This window comes from Klebsiella sp. S69, assembly GCF_016516145.1.
Lineage (GTDB): Bacteria > Pseudomonadota > Gammaproteobacteria > Enterobacterales > Enterobacteriaceae > Klebsiella > Klebsiella oxytoca.
In genome coordinates this window covers 1-16,784 of the sequence record NZ_JACVUU010000009.1, presented here as the reverse complement: position 1 = coordinate 16,784, position 16,784 = coordinate 1, and the positions used below count along the sequence as shown (strand labels likewise).

Here is a 16,784-nt window from a genome sequence, read left to right as displayed (position 1 = left end):
ATGAAACTCGAGTTTTCAGTTTATCGTTATAACCCGGACGTAGACGATGCTCCGCGCATGCAGGATTACACCCTGGAAGCGGAAGAGGGTCGTGACATGATGCTGCTGGATGCGTTAATCCAGCTGAAAGAGAAAGATCCGTCGCTGTCGTTCCGTCGCTCCTGTCGTGAAGGGGTATGCGGTTCCGACGGTCTGAACATGAACGGTAAAAATGGTCTGGCGTGCATCACGCCGATCTCCGCGCTGAATCAGCCGGGTAAGAAAATTGTTATCCGTCCGCTGCCAGGATTACCGGTTATCCGTGATTTGGTGGTAGACATGGGGCAATTCTATGCACAATATGAGAAGATTAAGCCTTACTTATTGAATAATGGGCAAAATCCTCCGGCTCGTGAGCATCTGCAGACGCCAGAGCAGCGTGAGAAACTCGATGGTTTGTACGAGTGTATTCTCTGCGCATGTTGTTCGACTTCTTGCCCGTCGTTCTGGTGGAACCCGGACAAGTTTATCGGCCCGGCTGGCCTGCTGGCCGCGTATCGCTTCCTGATCGACAGCCGCGATACCGAAACCAGCGATCGACTCGAAGGGCTGAGCGATGCTTTCAGCGTATTCCGCTGTCACAGCATTATGAACTGCGTCAGTGTGTGTCCTAAGGGGCTGAACCCGACGCGCGCCATCGGCCATATTAAGTCGATGCTGCTGCAGCGCAGTGCGTAAGTAACCCGGTCTGTCCCGGATGGCGCTACCGCGTATCCGGGCAATCCGAAACAGTAGCCCCGGCAAGCGTTCGCGCCGCCGGGGGATATAGCAGGAAATCTTTAAAAACCGCCAAATATGTACCAGTAATCAAGGCGTTCAGAGCGAGGTAAGGCGGCAACTGAACGCATCCCCGGGAGCATAGTGAACTATGTGACCGGGGTAAGTGAAGGCAGCTAACGCAACCGCAGCCTGAACGCCGAAGATTAATGGCAGTTTTTAAAGGTTCCTTAGCGGACGAAACCACAACTCCTCCGCAACAAGTGAACCCCGGCACGTACAACTTCTGTGCGTGGTAGTTTCTACGGCGAAATAAGCATATAAATGCTTAAGGGATCACGATGCAGAACGGCGCAATGAAAGCCTGGCTGGACTCTTCTTACCTCTCTGGTTCGAACCAGAGCTGGATAGAACAGCTCTATGAAGACTTCTTAACCGATCCTGACTCTGTTGACGCCAACTGGCGTTCTATGTTCCAGCAGTTACCTGGCACCGGAGTCAAACCGGATCAATTTCATTCCAAAACGCGTGATTATTTCCGCCGCCTGGCGAAGGATGCCTCGCGTTACACTTCTTCGATTTCCGACCCTGACACCAATGTGAAGCAGGTTAAAGTCCTGCAGCTCATCAACGCATACCGCTTCCGTGGTCACCAGCATGCGAATCTCGATCCGCTGGGACTGTGGCAGCAAGAGAGAGTGGCGGATCTCGATCCGGCTTACCACGATCTGACCGAGGCCGATTTCCAGGAGATCTATAACGTAGGTTCTTTCGCCATCGGCAAAGATACGATGAAGCTGGGCGATCTGATCTCCGCCCTTAAGCAGACCTACTGCGGCTCCATCGGCGCGGAATATATGCATATTACCTCCACCGAAGAAAAACGCTGGATCCAGCAGCGCATTGAGTCGGTAGCAGGCAAAGCGAACTTTAGCGCCGAAGAGAAAAAACGCTTCCTCAGCGAATTGACCGCGGCGGAAGGCCTGGAGCGCTACCTCGGCGCGAAATTCCCGGGCGCTAAACGCTTCTCGCTGGAAGGCGGCGACGCGCTGATCCCGATGCTGAAAGAGATTATCCGCCACGCGGGTAAGAGCGGCACCCGCGAAGTGGTGCTGGGTATGGCGCACCGCGGACGTCTGAACGTGCTGGTCAACGTGCTGGGTAAAAAACCGCAGGACCTGTTCGACGAGTTCGCCGGTAAACATAAAGAACACCTCGGCACCGGTGACGTGAAGTACCACATGGGCTTCTCTTCCGATATGGAAACCGAAGGCGGCCTGGTGCACCTGGCGCTGGCGTTTAACCCGTCGCATCTGGAAATCGTCAGCCCGGTGGTTATCGGCTCCGTCCGCGCTCGTCTCGATCGTCTCGACGAACCGAGCAGCAACAAAGTTCTGCCGATCACCATTCACGGCGACGCCGCGGTAACCGGCCAGGGCGTGGTTCAGGAAACCCTGAATATGTCCAAAGCGCGCGGTTACGAAGTCGGCGGTACCGTACGCATCGTTATCAACAACCAGGTGGGTTTCACCACTTCCAACCCGCTGGATGCGCGTTCTACCCCGTACTGTACCGATATTGGTAAAATGGTCCAGGCGCCTATTTTCCACGTGAATGCCGATGATCCGGAAGCGGTCGCTTTCGTGACTCGCCTGGCGCTGGACTTCCGTAACACCTTTAAACGCGATGTCTTCATCGACCTGGTGTGCTACCGCCGTCACGGCCACAACGAAGCCGACGAGCCGAGCGCAACCCAGCCGCTGATGTATCAGAAAATCAAAAAGCATCCGACCCCGCGCAAAATCTACGCTGACAAGCTGGAAGCGGATAACGTCGCGACGCTGGAAGACGCCACTGAGCAGGTTAACCTCTACCGCGACGCGCTGGATGCCGGCGAATGCGTGGTGAAGGAGTGGCGTCCGATGAATATGCACTCCTTTACCTGGTCTCCGTACCTCAACCACGAGTGGGATGAGAGCTATCCGGACAAAGTTGAACCTAAGCGTCTGCAGGAGCTGGCAAAACGCATCAGTACGGTGCCGGAAGCCGTTGAAATGCAGTCGCGCGTGGCGAAAATCTACGGCGATCGTCAGCTTATGGCCGCCGGCGAGAAGATGTTTGACTGGGGCGGCGCGGAAAACCTCGCCTACGCCACGCTGGTCGATGAAGGCATTTCGGTGCGTCTGTCCGGCGAAGACTCCGGGCGCGGAACCTTCTTCCACCGCCATGCGGTGATTCACAACCAGAAAAATGGCTCAACCTATACGCCGCTGCAGCACGTGCACAACGGCCAGGGCCATTTTAAAGTCTGGGACTCCGTGCTGTCGGAAGAAGCAGTGCTGGCGTTTGAATACGGCTACGCCACCGCTGAGCCGCGCACCCTGACCATCTGGGAAGCGCAGTTCGGCGACTTCGCCAACGGCGCGCAGGTGGTCATCGACCAGTTCATCAGCTCCGGCGAGCAGAAATGGGGCCGTATGTGCGGCCTGGTGATGCTGCTGCCGCACGGCTACGAAGGCCAGGGCCCGGAGCACTCCTCCGCGCGTCTGGAGCGCTATCTGCAGCTCTGCGCTGAGCAGAATATGCAGGTTTGCGTACCGTCCACCCCGGCGCAGGTTTACCATATGCTTCGTCGCCAGGCGCTGCGCGGCATGCGTCGTCCGCTGATCGTGATGTCGCCGAAATCGCTGCTGCGTCACCCGCTGGCGGTATCAAGCATGGACGAACTGGCTAACGGCACTTTCCAGCCAGCGATCGGTGAAATCGACCAGCTCGATCCGAAAGCAGTGAAGCGGGTTGTGCTGTGCTCTGGTAAGGTTTACTACGACCTGCTGGAACAGCGTCGTAAAAACGAGCAAAAAGATGTCGCTATCGTTCGCATAGAGCAGCTCTATCCGTTCCCGCATCAGGCGGTACAGGAAGCGCTGAAGCCTTATGCGCACGTGCATGATTTTGTCTGGTGCCAGGAAGAACCGCTCAACCAGGGCGCGTGGTACTGCAGCCAGCATCACTTCCGTGAAGTGATTCCGTTTGGGGCCTCTCTGCGTTATGCAGGCCGCCCGGCCTCCGCCTCTCCGGCGGTAGGATACCTGTCCGTTCACCAGAAACAGCAACAAGATCTGGTCAATGACGCGCTGAACGTCGATTAATTAAAGGATACATAATGAGTAGCGTAGATATTCTGGTTCCCGACCTGCCTGAGTCCGTAGCTGACGCAACGGTTGCCACCTGGCATAAAAAACCGGGCGATGCGGTTGTTCGTGACGAAGTGCTGGTAGAAATCGAAACTGACAAAGTGGTACTGGAAGTACCGGCTTCAGCGGATGGCATTCTGGACGCGGTGATTGAAGACGAAGGCGCCACCGTGCTTTCCCGTCAGATCCTCGGCCGCCTGCGCGAAGGTAACAGCGCGGGCAAAGAGTCCGGTGCGAAAGCTGATGCTAAAGAGTCGACTCCGGCCCAGCGTCAGCAGGCTTCTCTGGAAGAGCAAAATAACGATGCGCTGAGCCCGGCAATCCGCCGTCTGCTGGCGGAACACAGTCTCGACGCGGCAGCCATTAAAGGCACCGGCGTTGGCGGCCGTCTGACCCGCGAAGACGTTGAGAAACACCTGGCGAAATCGCCAGCGAAGGCGGAGGCCCCGGCCGCAGCGCCAGCCGCTGCTCCGGCTCCACAGCTGGGCAATCGCTCTGAAAAACGCGTGCCGATGACCCGTCTGCGCAAGCGCGTTGCCGAGCGTCTGCTGGAAGCGAAAAATTCTACCGCCATGCTGACGACCTTCAACGAAGTCAACATGAAGCCAATTATGGATCTGCGTAAGCAGTACGGCGAAGCGTTTGAAAAACGTCACGGTATCCGTCTGGGCTTTATGTCCTTCTACGTGAAGGCGGTAGTGGAAGCGCTGAAGCGCTACCCGGAAGTGAACGCCTCTATCGATGGCGATGACGTGGTGTACCACAACTACTTCGACGTCAGCATGGCGGTCTCTACGCCGCGCGGCCTGGTAACGCCGGTTCTGCGCGATGTCGACCTGCTGGGCATGGCGGATATCGAGAAGAAAATTAAAGAGCTGGCAGTAAAAGGCCGCGACGGCAAGCTGACCGTAGACGATCTGACCGGCGGTAACTTCACCATTACCAACGGCGGCGTATTCGGTTCACTGATGTCCACGCCGATCATCAACCCGCCGCAGAGCGCGATTCTGGGTATGCATGCCATTAAAGATCGCCCGATGGCGGTGAATGGTAAGGTAGAAATTCTGCCGATGATGTACCTGGCGCTCTCCTACGACCACCGTCTGATCGACGGACGTGAATCGGTAGGCTACCTGGTAGCGATTAAAGAGCTGCTGGAAGACCCGACTCGTCTGCTGCTGGACGTGTAGTCAGCAAGAGTATTACCTACCGTAGGCCGGATAACGCGCCCTGGCGCCGTTATCAGGCCTACAGGTTTAAAGATAATTATTCCCTGAAGGATGGACTGAACACATGAACTTACATGAATATCAGGCAAAACAACTTTTTGCCCGCTATGGCTTACCGGCGCCGGTGGGTTATGCCTGTACTACTCCGCGTGAAGCAGAAGAAGCCGCTTCTAAAATCGGCGCGGGTCCGTGGGTAGTGAAATGTCAGGTTCACGCTGGTGGCCGCGGTAAAGCGGGCGGTGTGAAGGTAGTAAAAAGCAAAGAAGACATTCGCGCATTTGCTGAGCACTGGCTGGGCAAACGCCTCGTCACCTATCAAACAGATGCGAACGGCCAGCCGGTTAACCAGATTCTGGTTGAAGCCGCGACCGATATCGATAAAGAGCTATACCTGGGCGCGGTAGTTGACCGCAGCTCCCGTCGCGTGGTCTTCATGGCCTCCACCGAAGGCGGCGTGGAAATCGAAAAAGTGGCGGAAGAGACTCCGCATCTGATCCATAAGATCGCCCTCGATCCGCTGGCGGGCCCGATGCCTTACCAGGGTCGTGAACTGGCGTTTAAACTGGGTCTGGAAGGTAAACAGGTTCAGCAGTTCACTAAAATTTTCATGGGCCTGGCGACCATTTTCCTTGAGCGCGACCTGGCGCTGATCGAGATCAACCCGCTGGTTATCACCAAACAGGGCGATCTGATCTGCCTCGACGGCAAGCTGGGCGCTGACGGCAACGCGCTGTTCCGCCAGCCGGATCTGCGCGAAATGCGCGACCAGTCGCAGGAAGATCCGCGCGAAGCGCAGGCTGCGCAGTGGGAACTGAACTACGTCGCGCTGGACGGCAACATTGGTTGCATGGTTAACGGCGCGGGCCTGGCGATGGGCACCATGGACATCGTTAAGCTGCACGGCGGCGAACCGGCTAACTTCCTTGACGTTGGCGGCGGCGCAACCAAAGAGCGCGTTACTGAAGCGTTCAAAATCATCCTCTCTGATGACAACGTAAAAGCGGTTCTGGTTAACATCTTCGGCGGTATTGTACGCTGCGACCTGATTGCCGACGGCATCATCGGCGCGGTTGCCGAAGTGGGCGTTAACGTACCGGTAGTCGTACGTCTGGAAGGTAACAACGCCGAACTGGGCGCGAAGAAACTGGCTGACAGCGGCCTGAATATTATTGCAGCGAAAAGTCTGACGGATGCAGCTCAGCAGGTTGTTGCCGCAGTGGAGGGGAAATAATGTCCGTTTTAATCAATAAAGACACCAAGGTTATCTGCCAGGGTTTCACCGGTAGCCAGGGCACATTCCACTCTGAACAAGCCATCGCTTACGGTACGCAAATGGTCGGCGGCGTCACCCCGGGCAAAGGCGGCACCACGCATCTGGGCTTGCCGGTATTCAATACCGTTCGCGAAGCGGTCGAAGCCACCGGCGCAACCGCATCCGTCATCTACGTTCCGGCGCCGTTCTGCAAAGATTCTATTCTGGAAGCTATCGATGCTGGCATTAAGCTGATTATCACCATCACCGAAGGTATCCCGACGCTGGATATGCTGACCGTGAAAGTGAAGCTCGACGAAGCGGGCGTGCGCATGATCGGGCCGAATTGCCCGGGCGTGATCACTCCGGGCGAATGCAAAATCGGCATCATGCCGGGCCACATTCACCAGCCGGGTAAAGTGGGCATCGTTTCCCGTTCCGGTACCCTGACCTATGAAGCGGTTAAGCAGACCACCGACTACGGCTTTGGTCAGTCCACCTGCGTGGGCATCGGCGGCGACCCGATTCCGGGATCCAACTTCATCGATATCCTGAAACTGTTCCAGGAAGATCCGCAGACCGAAGCGATTGTGATGATCGGTGAGATCGGCGGTAGCGCGGAAGAAGAAGCGGCCGCTTACATCAAAGATCATGTGACCAAACCGGTTGTCGGCTACATCGCCGGCGTGACCGCGCCGAAAGGCAAACGTATGGGGCACGCGGGTGCCATCATTGCGGGTGGTAAAGGGACGGCGGATGAAAAATTCGCCGCTCTGGAAGCCGCTGGCGTGAAAACCGTTCGCAGCCTGGCCGATATCGGCGAAGCGCTGAAAACCGTCATTAAGTAATAAGTAAAAAAACAGCCCTGACTTTCTGCATGGTCAAGGGCTGGTCCAGTTTCGACATGGTTGGCCATCTGATGATGGCCTTTTTTTTGCCCGTAACTCAGCTTTCCGCCAGCGCTTTCAGCCAGCGAATCCCGCTTTCTGGTGAGGTCATGACCGGTACCGGCGGGGCAGGGAGCTGCTGTAATACCCGGGCCATCGAGGCTTGCGCCAGCATCACTACATCCGCCTGGCTAAACGCGCTTTGTAGCCCTTCACTGACGATTCGGTCATGGGTATCCATATCGCCTGCCAGCAGTGCGTGAAAAGCCTCTTCCATTAATATGGGGGTAATGGCGCGCGGCTTACCGCTCTCCTGTACTTTGCGCTGGACGTAATCCAGCGTCGGCTTTAGCGTGGTCGCTACGGTTGCCAGCACGGCGATACGCTCGCCTTTTTCAATCGCTTCTTCGACCATCGCGCTGTCAATACGGGCGAGCTGAAGCGGCGTCAGAAACTGGCACTGTTCCACCGCCGTGCCAATAGAAGAGCAGGCGGTAATGAAAATATCGCAGTCCGCTTTTTCGGCAATATGCACGTAGTCGGCGATGCGGGCGGCAATATTCGGCGTTACCCCTCCGGCCTTCATTACCTGCTTGATCATGGATTCTTCCACCAGATGCATGACTTCCACTTCCGGCATGATATCGGCAATCAGCTGCTGCATCATCGCGAGCGTCGCTGAACTGGTGTGCAGCATAGCGATCTTTTTCATTGGGCTATCTCCTTAAGCAAATTTTCTGCGACGGCCAGCGCCGCGTCGTGATCTTCCTGTGCCGATAGCCCGCCTACCGCGACGGCGCCGAGACATTTACCGTCGTACAGAAGCGGGACCCCGCCGGGCAGGGCGGTAAAATGCGGATCGGCAAAGTAACTGATGTCCAGCTGCTCTTTTTGCAGGCGCTGTAAAAATGCCTGCGTGGTACAGCCGAGGCGACTGCTGGTATGCGCCTTGCGCTGGGTAAGTTCAATGGTTAACAATTTGGCATTGTCCATCCGCGCGAAGCTGAGCAGCTCCCCGCTGGCGTCGCACACCGCTACGCTTAGCGGGCGCTTTGCATAGCAGGAGTCAGCGAGGTCAAGCGCGAACGCTACGGCGCGTAAAGCCTGTTCCAGAGTGAGAGTCGTCATGGTGATTATCCTTTTGAAAGATGTTCAGAAACGGTTTGAGCGGGGTTGTTCGCGGCGGCCTGCGCCTGTCGGGCGTCCTTTTTGCGCCAGTAGTTCGCCAGCAGCGAGCCGCTGACGTTGCCAAGCGGAGTCATCACCGCGGAAGCAAGGCCCACTGTTGCCAGCTTGCCCATCGCGGCGGCAAGCCCCGACGCCATTCCGCCGTTTTGCAGTCCGACTTCAAAGGCCACGGTACGGGCGGACTGTACGTCCATGCGAAAGATCCAGCGACTCATCAGATAGCCAATCAGGAAACCGCCGAGGTTATGCATCAGCATGGCGAAACAGAGCAGGAAGCCGACCTGCACCAGGTTGTCGCGTCCCGCAGCGGCGGCGGTGGTCGTGAAGAAAATAATCCCTATCATCGAGATAGTCGGCATGATTTTCTTAATACCTTCAACGCGACCATACAGCCAGTTGTAAAACAGCGCCCAGACGAGACCGCCAGCCACGAAGTTGACAACCACGGCGTACATTTGCGCTTCGGCGCCGGCGCTGGCGAACAGCGTGTTCCAGCCTCCGGCGCTCATATACAGCAGCCACAGGGCGCCGAGCCCGGCCAGTCCCTGCACAATACGGCGGCCGCGTATACTGGCGTAGGTTTTCAGGTAGTCGTGTAAGATCGCCGCGCCGATCGGGATGAGCACGATTTTCACCACGTCCATCACCATTGCGGTCAGCTGAATATCGATCATCGAGCCCGCCAGCAGGTTAACCCACAGCGGCGTCATCACCGTGGCCGCCAGGGTTGATACTGCCGCTATCGATACCGCCAGCGCCAGGTTAGCGTTGGCGATGTAAACCATCACCGTCGAAGAGAGGCCGCTGGGACACGCGCCAATCAGCAGGATGCCCACCGCGACTTCCGGCGGAAAGTTGAAGACCAGGGTAATGGTCAGGCCGAGCAGGGGCATAATGACAAAATGGCAGAAGGTACCGATAAACACCGCCCACGGCATTTTGGCGACATCGATAAAATCCTGGATCGTCAGCTTGGTGCCCATGCTGAACATAGTGGCCTGGATGACCAGGAAAACGATCCATTTATGGGTGATGTTAAAGCCGCCCCAGACGATCAGATCCGTAGACCAGGTCATCGCGGCAACGAAACCGGCGATGATCCACAAGGTAAACTGATAGCTGCGTAACCCCGGCCAGTATCCTGCTCCCGCCGCAAAACCGGCGGTGAACATCACCAGCCCAGGCTGCCAGAGCGCGGGTGAATGCATCAGCGCGCCAACCGCCGCCAGGGCGGCGCCGGCGATGCTGACGCCGAGACCGGTTTTGTGAATAACAGTGGTCATAGTCATAGCGAAATGTCCTTTCTGTTGTTATTGCTGCCGGGGGGGAATAGATAACATTTGCCGCGCAATGTCGGGCGTGGCGACTTTCTTATCCATGCTGCGAATCAGGGTGGCGAGTTTGGCGACCTGCTGATAGTTATTCTGGGCTTTTTCTTCCGCGCTTAAATAATAGCTATCCTCAAAGCCAATTCGAACCTCGCTGGCGCCCATGGCGACCGCGGCAGCGATAATATCGAAATTCTTTCTGCCAAAATGCGTTATTCCCCATAAGGCCTCGCGGGGGAGCATGCTGCGCATGGCAATTAATGTATCAATCGTGGCGGGAGTAGTGCCGCGATGCCCCAGTACAATATTAAACAGCATCGGGGTTTTGAATTTGATATTTTCCTGCAGAGCCAGGATATTATTAATCATGCCAATTTCGAAAACTTCAAACTCGGGAATTATGTTATGCGCGATGATTTGTCTTGCACAATATTCGACGTCCGGGCCGGGATTAAAGTAAACGGCATCGCCAAGGTTAACGGAGCCGACGTTAAGCGACGCCATCTCCACTCCTGAGCAGGCCAGGGGCGCGCAGCGTTCGGCGATGGACAGCGAAGAGACGCCGCCGGTAGAGGCCTGAATTATCAGGTTTGAATGGCGCATCACAGGGTCGATTGTGGCCTGAAAATCGACGGTGTCCGGCGTCAGACGCCCCTGCTTATCACGGACGTGCAGATGAACAATCGCCGCGCCATATTCTACGCTGGCGAGTATTTCCTGCGCCAGTTCTTCGGGTATGACTCGAGGGCAATCCGCGGCAACGGGCGCCAGCGAGATAATAACGGTATCCGACATATTTTCCTCCGGTACAGAGAGATTAAAATTCCAGGTAAGGCGTTATCCAGCGTAATGATTCAGGGCCTGATGTTGAGGGTTGATATTCACAACCAATCCAGCCCTTGTAGTTCATTTTTTTAATAAAATCGAATAACCATGCTTCATTTAATTCGCCGGTCCCAGGTTCATGGCGATAAGGAACGGAAGCAATTTGAATATGTTTGATAAGCGTAAAGTAGCGTTCAATATTTTTGGCGACGTTGCCGTGAATTTTCTGGCAGTGATAAATATCAAACTGTAAACCGATATTGTTCCTGGCGACCTGGTCAATGATTGCTGCGGCCAGCGGAAAGCTATCAATAAAATAGCCGGGCATATCCTGCGAGTTTAATGGTTCAATCAGCACGTCTATTCCCGCAACAGCCAGCACATCGCAGGCGATACGCAGCCTGTTGCGCAAGAGCTCAAGCTGGGCCTGATGCGTCAGAGCGTCGCAGCGCAAGCCCGCCATAACGTGAACCCGGCGGCAGCCCAGCGCCGTGGCATAATGACGAGCCCGCTCCAGACTGCGGTGAAACTCCTCTTCGCGCCCGGGTAGCGCTGCCAGCCCGCGTTCACCCTGAGACCAGTTGCCTGCCGGAGCGTTCATCAGCACCAACGGTAGAGACGTTTGCCGCTGTGCCGCCTGCAGCTGTTCCAGCGGGTGTTGCCAGAGAAATAGCCCTTCAATGCCGTGAAAACCGGCCGCTTTTGCCGCCTGGAAACGTGCCGCTATCGGTAAATCGGTAAATAGCCAATCGAGGTTAGCCGCGAGCTTCAGCATGATGCGCTCCCTCCCGGCTATCTACCAGATGCAGCTTCACCCCCTGGCTGGCAATAGTGTGTTGCGCATCCTCCGGTAGCCGGTTATCAGAAACAATATCGGTCAATTGCTCCAGCCCGCAGATATGGAACATGCCGTATTTGCCAAATTTACTGCTATCGCAGACCAGTACCCGACGCCGGGAAACGGTGAGCACCGCCTCCTTGACCGAGGCTTTCCCTTCGCTCGGCGTTGACATCCCGCGTTCGGTATCCCACGAAGAGGAGCTCAGAAACGCCACGTCAATATTAATGGTGCGAAGAAAGCTGGCGGCGCTTTTTCCAATGCTTGAGCGGTTGCGCTGGTCCACCAGGCCGCCGGTGTGATAGAGCGTGATATGCGGCATATCCATCAGGTAGTGGCTGATGGAAAAGTCGTTGGTGACGACCGTCAGGTTAAAACAGCGGCTGGCGGCCACCGCTTTCGCCACTTCAAACAACGAGGTGCCGGCATCGAGGTAGAGCGTTTGACCTGGCTCGATGAGCATCGCCGCCAGCTGGCCCATTTTGCGTTTTACTTCATGATGCAACTCCGCTTTCTCTCGCCACGGCAGCTCGGATTTAAGCAGATTATTGAGCTTTACGCCGCCGTTAATGGCGATAACCTTGCCTTCTTCTTCCAGCAGCTGAATGTCGCGGCGTACCGTCATATGCGACACGCTCATCAGCTCCGCCAGTTCATTGAAGGAGGCGGCGTTTTTTTCATGCACGTAGCGGTAAATAAAGTCGCGCCGTTGTTCCGGGATCATCATCGCACCTCAGGCCTGTCGGGATTGTTCGAGTTCGGCCACCGCTGCTTCTGAGAGCGGGACATAGCCGAGCGGTTTTAAGGTCAGCCAGATACGGGCGCTGTCTTCCAGTTCTTCGGCGTTAAACACCGCCTCGCGCAGCGAGCGACCGCTCACTACCGGCCCGTGATTGGCCAGTAGCGCCGCCGTATGGTCTGCGGCGATGTCACTGAGCGCGCTGGCAATGCCCTCGTGTCCGGGTTTGAAATAGGGCAGCAGCGGCAGCCGTCCGACGCGCATCACGTAGTACGGCGTTAGCGGCGGCAGGCAGTTTTCCGGCGTGGCGCACGGTAGACAGGAGAGCGCGGTCAGCCACGGAGAGTGCAGATGTACTACGGCCCCGCAGGAAGGCCGGTGGCGGTACCACGCCAGATGCATAGGGACCTCTTTTGACGGCTTATCGCCGCTGAGATGCACGCCATCGGCATCCAGTCGACTCAGGGTGGCGGCCTGCAGTTCACCCAGACAGGAATTGGTTGGGGTCACCAGATAGCCGCCGTCCGGCAGCTTCACGCTGAGATTGCCGGAACCGCCGCTGCTGTAGCCGCGCATAAACAGCGAGCGCCCATAGTGGACCAGCTGTTCGCGGAGTTGGTGTTCACTCACCGGATTCATGATGGATACTCCTGGGCCGTAAAAAAGAAATCTTCGTCGCCAAAGTTGCCTGACTTCAGGGCCAGCGCCAGGCCGGAGGAGAAGACCCAGGGTACGCCCGGCGCGATCGCTCTGCCGACGGCCAGGCGCTTCACCTGTAGCGCTTCCACGACGGTGCCGGAGGTTTCTCCGCCAGCGACAATAAAGGTGTTGACGCCTGCGGCCAGAAGTTTGGCGCTCAGCCGGGCGAAAGTGCGTTCGATTGCCCGACTGGCGGCCTGTTCGCCGTATTCCTGCTGAATGCGCTGTAGCGCCTCTGGCGGCTGGGTGGCATAAAGTAGCGGCGCGAGCGGGTCGCTGATATGTGCCATCGCCCAGGTAGACAGCTCGTCGCTGTAGCTTTCGGTATCCGACAGGCAGCGGGCAACGTCAAGCAAACAGGATGCCGCCTGGGCTTTATAGCGGTTGACCTGGCGGTTGCTCATCGTCGAACAGCTTCCGGAGAACACGACTGCTCTGGCGGGAGAGGGAAAGCGGTGCGGCGACGCAACATGATGACCACCAGCGTTAGCGGCCAGCGCGCCGCCGAGACCGGAACCTCCGGCCAGCAGCGGATACTCCTGCAGCGCCTGAGCCAGGGTATGGAGATCGGTGTCGTCCAGCGTATCGACAATCACATGGCGCGTCCCTTCAGTCTGATAGCGTTCTAAGGCGTAAGTGACCGCTTCCACACCGCTGCGAATCGTATTGAGAGCAATGTGCCCAACCGGGCTGGCCGTCTGCGCGGCCAGCAGGCGCGGTACGCTGGCATCGGTCATCGGATTTAGCGGATGTTTTTCCATACCGGATTCGTTAAGCAGCACCCCGTTCACAAACAGATGGCCGTGGACCACCGTGCGCCCGTTTTGCGGCAGAGCGGGGCAGTGAACGATTAGCGGGGCCTGAATGTCGTTCATCAGCGCATCGCTTACCGGGCCGATGTTGCCCGCCGGCGTGGAGTCAAAGGTTGAGCAATACTTGAAATAGAGCTGGCGGACGCCGGCGTTTTGTCTTAGCCAGCGGGCGCAGGCCAGGGACTGGGCGACGGCCTGTTCTGCCGGTAAAGCGCGGCTCTTCAACGAGATGACGATAGCGTCAACCTCTTCGTTCCAGCACTGAGTGATATCGGGCATGCCGGGCAGCAGCGCGACTCGCCAGCCCTGTTCAGCCATAAAGCTTGCTATATCCGTTGCGCCGGTAAAATCGTCGGCGATAACGCCTGTAGTGACGGCCATGGATCCACTCCGTTCAAGTTGTTTTCACATTGAACCTATTATTCAGGAGGGCATTTCACATTCACATGATGATTCTCACAAACAACAACATCACGAAAACGCATGATATTTTTATAACTATATGAAATATAACAATTAATCATTTGTCGGTCAGAAATTTGTGCTCACAGTTTTCTGTGAAGATTCGTTAAAGTTTGAGAACGCTGGCCGCCTGATCGCGGGCCGCTCTCAGGCATCGACCTCCTGAACCGGCGTAACGGTTGTGCATTTTGATCATATTCATCTGTTTAAATGAGATTATTTTTTGCGTCAGTCATCATCCTTTTTATCCGTAAGATTTTGCATATTAATCGCTTGCAAAAGCTTACGGAGAATAAGATGGCGGAAAATAAAAGGGATAATGGCATCGTTTTTTTTAGTTCGTTAACAGATGTTTTTTCGCGGGCAACGGGGCTGACGGCGACAGTTATTAAGGTAACCGACGGTCGCTTGCCCGATTGCTATGCGGGGGCAGAGTTCTTTTCCCTACCGCTGGTTCAAAGCAATGAAATATGCGGGTATATTATTTTTGACCATCGAGCAGCAACCGATAATAATCATCGCTCGGCGGCGATAAGGCTTCTGCATTTCATCGTTAGTCATTACTCAGCGATGGAAGAAGCAGAGGAGGAAGGTGCGAGACTGGCGCGACAAAAGAGCACTTTTTATTATGCGCAAAAATCGCCGCATGAAATAAAACTGGCGGCTGCGCTGCGCTATATTGATGAACATTTATATGATGAGCTGTCTCTGGAATCTGTTGCCGCCCATGTTTGTCTCAGCGCTAACTACTTCAGCCGTTTTTTTAAAAAGCGTCAGGGCGTAAATTTTAAGGTGTGGGTCAATCAGAAGAAAATGCAGCGTGCCGGAGAGCTGCTCGGGGACCCGGCTAATTCCATAGACAGCGTGGCGCGTAAGCTTCAGTTTGCGCAAACCAGCTACTTTTGCCGGGTGTTCCGCGCTGCTCACCGCACGACCCCCCAGTCGTTCCGCGAACGGAACCTCTGGAGATCTTCACCTCGCATCGGTTAGCCTCGAATTCAGGCTAATACAGATTTTTCCTGGAGCATTCATAATGTGTGCCCGATCGCGGAATTTTTCAATTATGCCCATGGCCAGGTAATTAATTCCCATTGGCTCTCTTCATGTCTTCGCTAATAAACAAGTTAACGTGAAAAAATATTGACAACTTAATGCTTTTAATTGTGCAGCAATCACGTTGTTTAAATTGTCTTTATTGTAGCGCCTGGGTATCATTGGTTATTATTTGATCAGTGATAGTATGCATTAATCATGGAATAGATCAATGACACCTGACGGTAAAATAAAATATAACACCGGGGGCTAACCTGATGTCCTTGCGCGCTTTTTTTATATATTAAACAATTTTTGCACGCCGTAAATGGAAGACGTTATGAGAGGAAAAATACCGAAAACTGAATTACTGGTGACTTTTGAGGTTGTGGCTCGCCATGAAAGTTATACCCGGGCAGCGGAAGAGTTGGCTTTAACACAAAGCGCCGTGTTCCGACAGGTCACGGCGCTGGAGGATTTCCTCCATACGTCATTATTTAATCATGCTAAAAAAAGGATTTTTTTAAATGAGGCCGGCAAGCATTATTTGTCTATCGTTAAAGAAACGTTGAACAAACTGGAGCGTGATACCAATTCGATTATGACCTGGCAACCGACGGTGCAGGTTCTTGAACTGGCCGTTAATCCCACCTTTAGCACCCACTGGCTGATCCCCAACCTGCGCGAGTTTAATAAATTAAATCCTGACATCATCGTTAATATTCATTCGCTGGCCAGCATGAGTGATTTTCTGAGCCGCGAGTACGATGCCGCCATTATGCGCGAGGATTTTTGCTCGCCGTGGTCTGAAGTGGAGTATCTGTTTGAAGAGGAGATTTTGCCGGTGTGCGGCTGCGGACTGCTGTCGGAACCCGGGCAAAAGCTGGCGGTGGAGGAGCTGCTGGGCGAATTTCCGCTGCTGCATCAAAGCACGCGGATTCACGGCTGGCAGGAGTGGTTTGCGCTGTCGAATATCACCAGCCCGCAGATCAACATCGGTCCACGTTTCGATCTGCTCTCGATGCTGATTGCGGCAGTGCGTTCAAATCTGGGAGTCGCGCTACTGCCGCGTTTTGCCATTCAGCATGACCTGGATAGCGGTGAGATGGTGATCCCCTGCGATGTGCCGATTCGTACCGGTAACCGTTTTATTATGACGTGGCAGGAGGATAAAACGGAATCCCGTCATTTGCAGGTATTTCGCGACTGGCTGCTGCAAAAATCGGTGGTGTCGGCTGCCTGACAGTGCTTTGCCCGGGCTTCCGGCCCGCAAACGGCGGTGAACCCGTAGCCCGGGCAAGGCGCGTTGAGTGCCGCCCCGGGAGCAGCGCGCAGAGTAGCCCAGTAGAGAGCAGAGTCGTTGAACTCCCCGGAGGCGATGCTGCGCATCTGTCCGGGCTACCGCGCTGCAAACGGCAATGAACCCGTAGCCCGGGCAAGGCGCGTCAAGCGCCGCCCCCGGGAGCTGTGCGCAGAATACCCCAGTAGAGAGCAGAGTCGTTGAACTCCCCGGAGGCGATGCTGCGCATCTGTCCGGGCTACC

General features: G+C 55.6%; 15 protein-coding genes. 7 read left to right on the top strand and 8 right to left on the bottom strand.

Annotated elements, in window-relative coordinates; all coding sequences use genetic code 11:
* The 5 genes from sdhB to sucD all read left to right on the top strand — a co-directional run bounded on the left by sdhB (position 1) and on the right by sucD (position 7,279).
* A complete protein-coding gene (gene sdhB, locus IAE27_RS10510) occupies positions 1–717 on the top strand; it encodes a succinate dehydrogenase iron-sulfur subunit SdhB (RefSeq protein ID WP_004100281.1) in 717 nt (238 codons plus the stop codon).
* Between the two features lie 380 nt (positions 718–1,097).
* Entirely contained in the window at positions 1,098–3,905 is a 2,808-nt protein-coding gene (gene sucA / locus IAE27_RS10505) for a 2-oxoglutarate dehydrogenase E1 component (protein ID WP_004100282.1), read from the top strand.
* Positions 3,906–3,919: 14 nt separating this feature from the next.
* Entirely contained in the window at positions 3,920–5,140 is a 1,221-nt protein-coding gene (odhB, locus tag IAE27_RS10500) for a 2-oxoglutarate dehydrogenase complex dihydrolipoyllysine-residue succinyltransferase (RefSeq protein WP_070555174.1), read from the top strand.
* A gap of 103 nt (positions 5,141–5,243) precedes the next feature.
* Complete coding sequence (sucC, locus tag IAE27_RS10495) at positions 5,244–6,410, top strand: ADP-forming succinate--CoA ligase subunit beta (RefSeq protein ID WP_004100286.1); 1,167 nt, start codon at positions 5,244–5,246, stop codon at positions 6,408–6,410.
* Positions 6,410–7,279: a succinate--CoA ligase subunit alpha gene (sucD, locus tag IAE27_RS10490; protein ID WP_004100288.1), complete on the top strand. Its 870-nt coding sequence runs from the start codon at positions 6,410–6,412 to the stop codon at positions 7,277–7,279. Before sucC ends, sucD begins: the two co-directional genes overlap by 1 nt.
* Before the next feature lie 97 nt (positions 7,280–7,376).
* Here the strand turns inward: sucD and IAE27_RS10485 are convergent, their stop codons facing one another.
* Genes IAE27_RS10485 through otnK form a run of 8 tightly spaced genes read right to left on the bottom strand, consistent with a single transcriptional unit; the run spans position 7,377 to position 14,128 of the window.
* Entirely contained in the window at positions 7,377–8,030 is a 654-nt protein-coding gene (locus IAE27_RS10485) for an aspartate/glutamate racemase family protein (protein WP_023329450.1), read from the bottom strand.
* Entirely contained in the window at positions 8,027–8,446 is a 420-nt protein-coding gene (locus IAE27_RS10480) for a GlcG/HbpS family heme-binding protein (protein ID WP_004100290.1), read from the bottom strand. Before IAE27_RS10480 ends, IAE27_RS10485 begins: the two co-directional genes overlap by 4 nt.
* A gap of 5 nt (positions 8,447–8,451) precedes the next feature.
* Positions 8,452–9,795, bottom strand: a complete 1,344-nt coding sequence (locus IAE27_RS10475) for a bile acid:sodium symporter family protein (protein ID WP_016807950.1) — start codon at positions 9,793–9,795, stop codon at positions 8,452–8,454.
* A gap of 21 nt (positions 9,796–9,816) precedes the next feature.
* Positions 9,817–10,629 carry a 3-keto-5-aminohexanoate cleavage protein gene (locus IAE27_RS10470; RefSeq protein WP_024273924.1) on the bottom strand — a complete coding sequence of 271 codons (813 nt, stop codon included), beginning with the start codon at positions 10,627–10,629 and terminating at the stop codon, positions 9,817–9,819.
* A 22-nt stretch (positions 10,630–10,651) separates the two neighbouring features.
* A complete protein-coding gene (locus IAE27_RS10465; protein WP_004111452.1) occupies positions 10,652–11,434 on the bottom strand; it encodes a hydroxypyruvate isomerase family protein in 783 nt (260 codons plus the stop codon).
* On the bottom strand, positions 11,415–12,224 hold the full coding sequence (locus IAE27_RS10460) for a DeoR/GlpR family DNA-binding transcription regulator (protein WP_017146329.1): 810 nt from the start codon (positions 12,222–12,224) through the stop codon (positions 11,415–11,417). The genes IAE27_RS10465 and IAE27_RS10460 overlap by 20 nt, the downstream gene beginning before the upstream one ends.
* A 6-nt stretch (positions 12,225–12,230) precedes the next feature.
* Positions 12,231–12,875 (bottom strand): aldolase, encoded by a 645-nt coding sequence (locus IAE27_RS10455; RefSeq protein ID WP_004111456.1) that lies wholly within the window; start codon positions 12,873–12,875, stop codon positions 12,231–12,233.
* Positions 12,872–14,128, bottom strand: coding sequence for a 3-oxo-tetronate kinase (otnK, locus tag IAE27_RS10450; RefSeq protein WP_200092395.1), 1,257 nt, complete (start codon positions 14,126–14,128; stop codon positions 12,872–12,874). The genes IAE27_RS10455 and otnK overlap by 4 nt, the downstream gene beginning before the upstream one ends.
* Before the next feature lie 378 nt (positions 14,129–14,506).
* On the opposite strand from otnK, the gene IAE27_RS10445 reads away from it, so the two are divergent.
* Positions 14,507–15,199: a helix-turn-helix transcriptional regulator gene (locus IAE27_RS10445; protein ID WP_004111460.1), complete on the top strand. Its 693-nt coding sequence runs from the start codon at positions 14,507–14,509 to the stop codon at positions 15,197–15,199.
* Positions 15,200–15,581: 382 nt separating this feature from the next.
* Positions 15,582–16,484 carry a LysR substrate-binding domain-containing protein gene (locus tag IAE27_RS10440; RefSeq protein WP_004100304.1) on the top strand — a complete coding sequence of 301 codons (903 nt, stop codon included), beginning with the start codon at positions 15,582–15,584 and terminating at the stop codon, positions 16,482–16,484.
* The last annotated feature ends 300 nt before the right edge of the window (positions 16,485–16,784 follow it).